The organism is Flavobacterium sp. (assembly GCF_035760125.1).
Classification (GTDB): Bacteria; Bacteroidota; Bacteroidia; order Flavobacteriales; family Flavobacteriaceae; genus Flavobacterium.
Genome location: NZ_DASTTN010000221.1, coordinates 1 through 7,694, shown reverse-complemented (window position 1 = coordinate 7,694; position 7,694 = coordinate 1). Strand labels below are relative to the sequence as shown.

The following is a 7,694-nucleotide window of genomic DNA, read 5'->3' as shown; positions in this document are numbered from 1 at the left end:
ACTAATGGTTTGACAGGAGCTATAGATAAAGTTTCGGTTTGGAATAAAAATCTAACAAGTGCTGAAATTTTAGCGCAATTTAGTGCTGTGACTCCTTCATTGCCTATTTTAAAAATACCAACCGAGCGATTCGCAAATGATATTCATCGACCTAAATACCATTTAATGCCTTCAGCAGCTTGGTCTAATGAACCTCATGGATTGATTTACGTAGGTAATAAATACCATATCTTTAGTCAAAGAAATTTTAATGGCCCATATTTAGAACATATCAATTGGGGACATTATGTGAGTGATGATCTTGTGAGTTGGAATGAAAAAACACAAGTATTATGGCCACAGCCAGGATTTGATGAAGTAGGGATTTGGTCCGGTCATGCGGTTGTTAAAGATGGAGAGCCTTTTATTTTTTATACCGGTGTTAATAAATCTAGAGCTGGAATTGGGCTTGCAACTTCAACTTCTCCATATGATGTTTGGAAAAAGAATGGTGATCCAATTATAGCAAATGCCCCAACCTCAATTGCTAATTCAGATTTTAGAGATCCATTTGTGTTTCAAAACAATTCAGATTGGTATATGATGGTGGGGACAGGATTGAGAAACGGTACTTCAAGAGGAGGATTGTTTTTGTATAAATCTATAGGTGGAGATTTTACACAATGGTCACTACAAGGAACTATGTTGGAAGGTAATCCTTCGGTCGATGGAACTGGGGATTTTTGGGAAATGCCCATATATTATAACTTTGGTTCTAAATCAATTGTATTGATAAATAAACTCCCAAATGCAAATGCTTTATATTGGTCTGGAAGTTTTAATGGTTCTCAATTTGTTAGAGATAATGCGGTTCCAGAGCGACTTGATGTTATTAATCAATTGTTGTCTCCTTCAATTGCTCCGGATGCTAGTGGTAATTTAACTGCAATTGGGATAATTCCAGACGGTGTTAGCTCTGCCAAGGAAAAAGCTCAAGGTTGGGCACATGTTTTCAGTTTGCCACGAGTTTGGACTCTTGTAAATGGTAAAATAAAACAAGTCCCTCATCCTAATTTATTGAAGTTAAGAGGAGGTGCTGCAAGTTTCTCTAATGTAAGTTTTAGTCAGTCTACTTCGAATGTGTTAAATGGAGCTACTGGTTCACAATATGAAATTGTAGCAACTGTTGATCATGGTACAGCCACTAAAGTTGGTTTTTCACTTAATAAAAATGTAGGTACGGGTGAGCAAACATTAATCTATTATGATTATTCAACCAGTAGTTTTGTAGTGGATAGAAGTAAATCGTCCATTTTGTCCGATGTTCCCCTTTCAAACCAATCTACAAATTATGTTTTGCCAGCTGGGAATGTGAATTGGAGGATTTTTGTTGATGCATCTGTAATTGAGGTGTTTGTGAATAATGAACTGGCATTTGCGACACGTTCATTTCCGTCCACTGGTAATAATTTGATAGATTTATATGCACAAGGCGGTATCGCTAATGCAGTAGATTTGAAAATTTATAATATCAATGGTGGAGGAGTAGCATCAGTTTCAAAGGGTGTAAATGATAAAAAAGAAACGATGCACCCAATTGTTTATCCAAATCCATCCAATGCAAATTTCAATATTAAATTCAATAAAAATGAGGATGCACTAGTTTATGCTTATGTTTTTGATATAAATGGTTTTCCAATAAAAAAGATTGAATCAGCGTTATATTCAGAAAATCAAATCATTAATTGGGATGGTTATATGGAAAATGGGAAAAAGGTAAATGAGGGTGTTTATATTGTAAAAGGTTTTTATAACGAAGAATTGTTTGATGCTAAATTAATTGTGAATTAATAAGTTTTTAAATGTTTTGGTTAGAAATGTTTAGAACGTTTCTGAAAATTTAATATTGATAAAAGGGCAGTCCATTTGGACTGCCCTTTTATCATTTGTATCAAACAATTGTCTGTTTAATTGTAGGTCTATTGTTCTTAGATATACATTAAAAGCATTGCACTTTAGTGAGTTTTGCTTTAACTTCTAAATATATTTTAACCACAAATTAGACAGAATTAACACGAATTAATTCTGTCTAATTCTTTTTTAAATGATTGGTATAAACCTGAGTTTGATTATTCAATATTTTATTATTCATCAGATATCCTGGAGGTCTTTTTTCGAACTTATATGTATCTATTTGTAGGTAGTAATGATTTGTAAACTTCGAGGGGTATAAATGATTTTGAAAAATAAGCTGTGTAGCAATCGAACTCAAATTATAGGGCTCTTACTAATGGATTGCTTTAAAATGTGATTAATTTTTCTCTAATGGTTTGTCAATATTTCCGACTTGTGTCATTTTTTTAGGCATAAGAAGTTGATATGCTTGCGCTATTTTTTTTAAAATCAATAAAAAAAGAATGATATAAAAACAAGATTGATAATTAAAGTATTAAAAAAATATTGAATACTAATTTTTGTATAATAAGAGATGTTTCGAAAATGAAATTTTATGTAACATAATTGAAATAAATGTAGAATCAATAAAAAATTATTTTGCGTAATTGTCTTTTAATCAATTAGTTGTGAAATGTGTTATTTTTCAAACGTTATAGTAACATTTTGGAATGTTTAATTTTATGTTAAGATATAGTTTTGGAAGTATTAAAAAAATATAGTGATGAATAAAAAAATAATGAGTTGGTCAATCATTGCGGCATTCGCAGGGTTCTTGTTTGGGTTCGATACAGTAGTAATTTCTGGTGCAGATAAAACGTTACAGGCATTATGGCATTCTACAGATTTTTTTCATGGTTCGGTAGTAATGGCTATGGCTTTATGGGGTACAGTTATTGGGGCAATTTTTGGAGGAATTCCAACAAATAAATTAGGGAGAAAAAAAACTTTGTTACTTATAGGATTGCTTTTTGCCATTTCTGCACTAGGTACATCATTAGCAAATGACCCATGGGTTTTTGCGGTTTTTAGGTTTCTTGGAGGTTTAGGGATTGGAGCTTCAACAATTGCAGCACCGGGTTATATTTCTGAAATTGCCCCGGCAAAAGATAGAGGTCGTTTAGTTGGTTTTTACCAATTCAATATTGTATTAGGAATTCTCTGTGCTTTTTTATCTAATTATTTATTAAGTGATATTGGTGAGAATTCTTGGAGATGGATGTTGGGAATACAAGTTTTTCCTTCACTAATTTATTCGATTTTGGTGTTTAATATTCCAGAAAGTCCAAGATGGTTATTATCCGAATCTAAAATGGAAGAAGCTAAGGAAGTTTTACAGAAAGTATTTTCAAAAGATGAAATAAATCAATTCATAGAAGAGGTAAATAAAGATAACATTGCAACTCCTGTGAATGAAAATATTTTCATGAAAAAATACAGGGTTCCTCTAATGTTAGCTTTCTTAATGGCTTCATTTAACCAATTGTCAGGTATAAATGCGTTTTTATATTATGCACCAAGGATTTTTGGTGAAGCTGGATTAGGTGCCAAAGCTGCTTTGTTTAGCAGTATAGGTATTGGTTTTATAAATCTTGCATTTACATTCATTGGAGTTTTTCTGATAGATATATTAGGACGTAAAATGTTAATGTATATTGGATCCATTGGATATATCATTTCGTTAAGTCTTGTTTCTATGGCTTTCTTTTTTCATTGGACGGGAGTGTTTGTGCCAGTATTCTTGTTTTTATTTATTGCTTCTCATGCTATAGGTCAGGGTGCGGTAATTTGGGTGTTTATATCTGAGATTTTCCCAAATCATCTAAGATCATCAGGGCAATCATTTGGTAGTACAACACACTGGGTTTTAGCCGCTATCATTCCGTCTTTGATTCCTTTTTTATTTACTACAATTGGAGCTGGAGTTGTGTTTTTGTTTTTTGCAATAATGATGTTTTTTCAACTTGTATTTGTATTTGTCATGATGCCTGAAACCAAAGGGATTTCTTTAGAAAACCTTAGTAAAATATTAATTAAAAAATAATGAGCATGAAAAAACCGTCCACTAAAGGAATTTTTAAAAGTATATTTTTTATCCTAATTCTGAATATAATGAATAGCTGTAGTACTACAAAAACAAGTAATGAAGAAGTGTTAACCAATGAAGAATTATATAGACCAAATTTTCATTTCACACCTAAAAAAGGTTGGATGAATGACCCCAATGGTATGTTTTTCTATAAAGGTTTATATCATTTATATTTTCAGCATTATCCAGATGATAATATTTGGGGCCCTATGCATTGGGGCCATGCAACAAGTAAAGATATGATTACTTGGAAGGAACAAAAAATTGCACTTTATCCAGATAGTATGGGGTATATTTTTTCAGGAAGTGCCGTGGTAGATGTTCATAATACTTCGGGATTTGGTAGTCTAAAAAATCCTCCAATAGTAGCAATGTTTACCTATCACGATGCTGTGAAAGAAAAAACGGGAGCTACAGATTATCAATCACAGGCAATAGCATATTCTTTAGATGAAGGAATGACTTGGACAAAGTTTAACGGGAATCCTGTAATAAAAAACCCAGGTATTAAAGATTTTAGGGATCCAAAAATGATTTGGGATGCTATTCATAATCAATGGATAATGATTCTGGCTGCGGATGTGGAAACTAAAATATATCGTTCTTCAAATTTAATTGATTGGGAATTGGCTTCAGCATTTGGAAAGAATTTAGGAGTGCATGGAGCTCCATGGGAATGCCCAGATTTTTTTCCTATCAAAGTTGAAGGCTCAGCAGATATGAAATGGGTGCTTTTACAAAGTATTAATCCTGGTGGTCCAAATGGAGGATCTGCAACGCAATACTTTGTTGGTAACTTTGACGGAAAAACATTCACCCTAGATGATTCATTCGCTCAAGATTTAAACAATTTTGAAGGACTGTGGGTTGATTATGGTAAGGATAATTATGCTGGAGTTACTTGGTCTAATATTCCTGATACTGATGGACGTAAATTATTTATGGGTTGGATGTCAAATTGGGAATATGCAAATAAGGTTCCGACAAAAAATTGGAGGAGTAGTACCACTGTTCCTAGAGAATTGAAACTTATAAATACGGATGGCCATTATAGAATTGTTTCACTTCCAGTAAAGGAGTTGGATAAATATATCTCAAAGACTATTAAAAAAGATCTTCTTACTATAGATAAAGCAACTGTGATAGTTGATAAATCTACTGTAGATATGTCAAGGTTAGACATTCATTTTACGATGAATGGTTTAAAGGACGATAATTATGATTTTATTTTATCAAATAAGGAAAACAATGCAGTTCATTTTGGAATCAACAAAAAAGATAAGTGTTTTTATATTGATAGAAGAAGTGCAAGTCAAAAAACATTTTCAGATGAATTTGCAAAGAAAATTTCAAAGGCTCCAGTCACATCAGATTTTAATTCAATTGAAGTGAGGATAATTATTGATAAAACCTCGATCGAGGTGTTTTATGATAATGGAAAAACAGTTATGACTGAGATTTATTTTTCAGATAAGCCAATGGAGTCATTCTCAATCGCTAAAGCAAATTCTGATTTTGAACTTAAAAATATATTTATAAACCAATTAAATATTAAATAACATATGTGCAGAGCTATTTTAATAATTTAAAAATAAATATGTTTAAAACTAAAACCAAATAACCAAAATAATTGAATGTATGAAAATTAAAAAACTAAAAATGATGAAAAAGAGTATAACAATATGCTTTCTTTTCTTTATGTCTGTTATGTCAGCACAGCAGATTCAAATAAAAGGAGTAGTTAAAGGAGAAGATGGCCAGGGGCTGCCAGGGGCCAATATAAATTTAAAAGGGAGTAACACTAATACTTCTACAGATTTTGATGGAAAATTTCTAATAAATGCCAAGATTGGGGATGAATTGATTGTGACATTTATTGGATATAAATCAAGATCCATAAAAGTAGATGACATTAATAAAATGTACAATATTGTATTAGTAGATGAAAGCAATACTCTTAAAGAGGTAGTTATTGTCACGGGATATACAGCAGAGAAAAGATCTGAAATATCAGGTTCAGTTTCAATAGTAAAAATGGCTGATATCACTAAGCAACCTACTCCAAATTTATTGTCTGCTCTTCAAGGAAGAGTTGCAGGATTGCAAATAAATTCTGGAGGAACACCTGGAGGAAGCGATACTCAAATTGTCATTAGAGGTTTAACAACCGTAAACAGTGGTTCTGCTCCACTTTGGGTAATTGACGGTGTTCAAACAAACAACTCAACTGGATTAAATCCAGATGAAATTGAGTCTATTCAAGTTCTGAAAGATGGTGCTTCGGCAGCAATATACGGTACTTCGGCCGCCAACGGGGTAATTGTCGTAACAACTAAGAAAGGAAAAAAAGGGGTTTCTGAATTTTCTTTTAAAACAGAAACTATTGTTAATCATCTTAGAGATAAAATAAGCTTATTGAATTCCCAACAATGGGCAGATGTAACTTATCAGGCACAATTAGGAGCAGGAATTACAACACCGACTCATCCAGTTTTAATCAATAATGGTTCAGGGTTTACCATACCGCAGTATCTTGATCCAAATGGAGTACAAACAGCATCAGATACGAATTGGGTTAATGAAATTATTGATGATTCCTATTCTTCCAATACTGATTTCGGGTATCGTAAAGGAACAGATAAATTGAGTTTGTATACCCAAGTAAGCTATTCTGAAGACAATGGGATTCAAAAGTATACTAATTATAAAAGGTTGAATGCTAGATTAAATGCTTCTTACAAGTTTTTTAATGACAGATTGACAATAGGAGAGAACTTTTTGTTTTCAAAAATTGATGAAGTGAAAAACAATCAATTTGAAAATGCAATTCTTCAAAATCCTTTGATTCCTGTATATACTAATTTAGGAGATTATGCTGCGCCTATGTCTGGTGGATTACAAGATAAACCTAACCCATTAGCTAACTTATGGAGCAATAGAAACAATGTTCAAAAAATCAATCGTTTTCTTGGAAATGTTTATGGCAATTTCAAAATACTTAACGGCTTAGTTTTCAATAGCACATTGAATTTTGATAGTGGCACATACAAATTTAACACTGCAACAGAAGCATTTTCAGTTAATGGGTCGATTCCTTCCGTTTTTCAAAATATTACCACTGATGATATAGATAACAACACCCTTGCCACCATCTTTACAAATACATTGGAATATAATAAAAGTTTTGGCAAAGGCAAGATTTCATTGTTAGCTGGAATTGAAAATACGGCAAGAGAAGACAAGTATCATAATAATTTGACAAGAGGTGTTGATATAACAAATCCTTCAGGATATATTGTTAGAAGTGATGCACAATTTCAAACTATAGAGGATAAGGTTGAATCCTATAAAATATCTCAATTTGGATCTGCAAAATATGTCTATGATGATAAATATGTACTTTATGGTTCCTTAAGAAGAGATGGTTCTTCCCGATTTGGACCTAATAATAGGTATGGTATTTTTCCTGCTGCTTCAGCTGCATGGACTGTAAGCAATGAGAATTTTTTAAAAGACAATAAGTCATTGTCCAATTTAAAATTAAGATTTTCATGGGGAGTTAACGGGAATGATTTAATTGGAAACTATTTATACCTCTCTAGTTTTATCAATAATACATCGGGTGGAGTTATCGAAAATTCAGACTATGATATTGATGGTGACGGGACAGGCT

4 protein-coding genes are annotated in these 7,694 nt (G+C 32.4%); all 4 read left to right on the top strand.

The features are described from left to right. Positions 1 to 1,830: glycoside hydrolase family 32 protein (locus VFS71_RS08185; protein ID WP_326400458.1), on the top strand; the 1,830-nt coding region annotated here is incomplete at its 5' end. A gap of 826 nt (positions 1,831 to 2,656) precedes the next feature. Next, positions 2,657 to 3,976, top strand: a complete 1,320-nt coding sequence (locus VFS71_RS08180; protein ID WP_326400457.1) for a sugar porter family MFS transporter — start codon at positions 2,657 to 2,659, stop codon at positions 3,974 to 3,976. Between the two features lie 68 nt (positions 3,977 to 4,044). Further along, complete coding sequence (locus VFS71_RS08175; RefSeq protein WP_326400456.1) at positions 4,045 to 5,580, top strand: glycoside hydrolase family 32 protein; 1,536 nt, start codon at positions 4,045 to 4,047, stop codon at positions 5,578 to 5,580. Between the two features lie 79 nt (positions 5,581 to 5,659). Next, positions 5,660 to 7,694, top strand: a 2,035-nt coding sequence (locus VFS71_RS08170) for a SusC/RagA family TonB-linked outer membrane protein (protein ID WP_326400455.1), incomplete at its 3' end; no start/stop codon positions are given.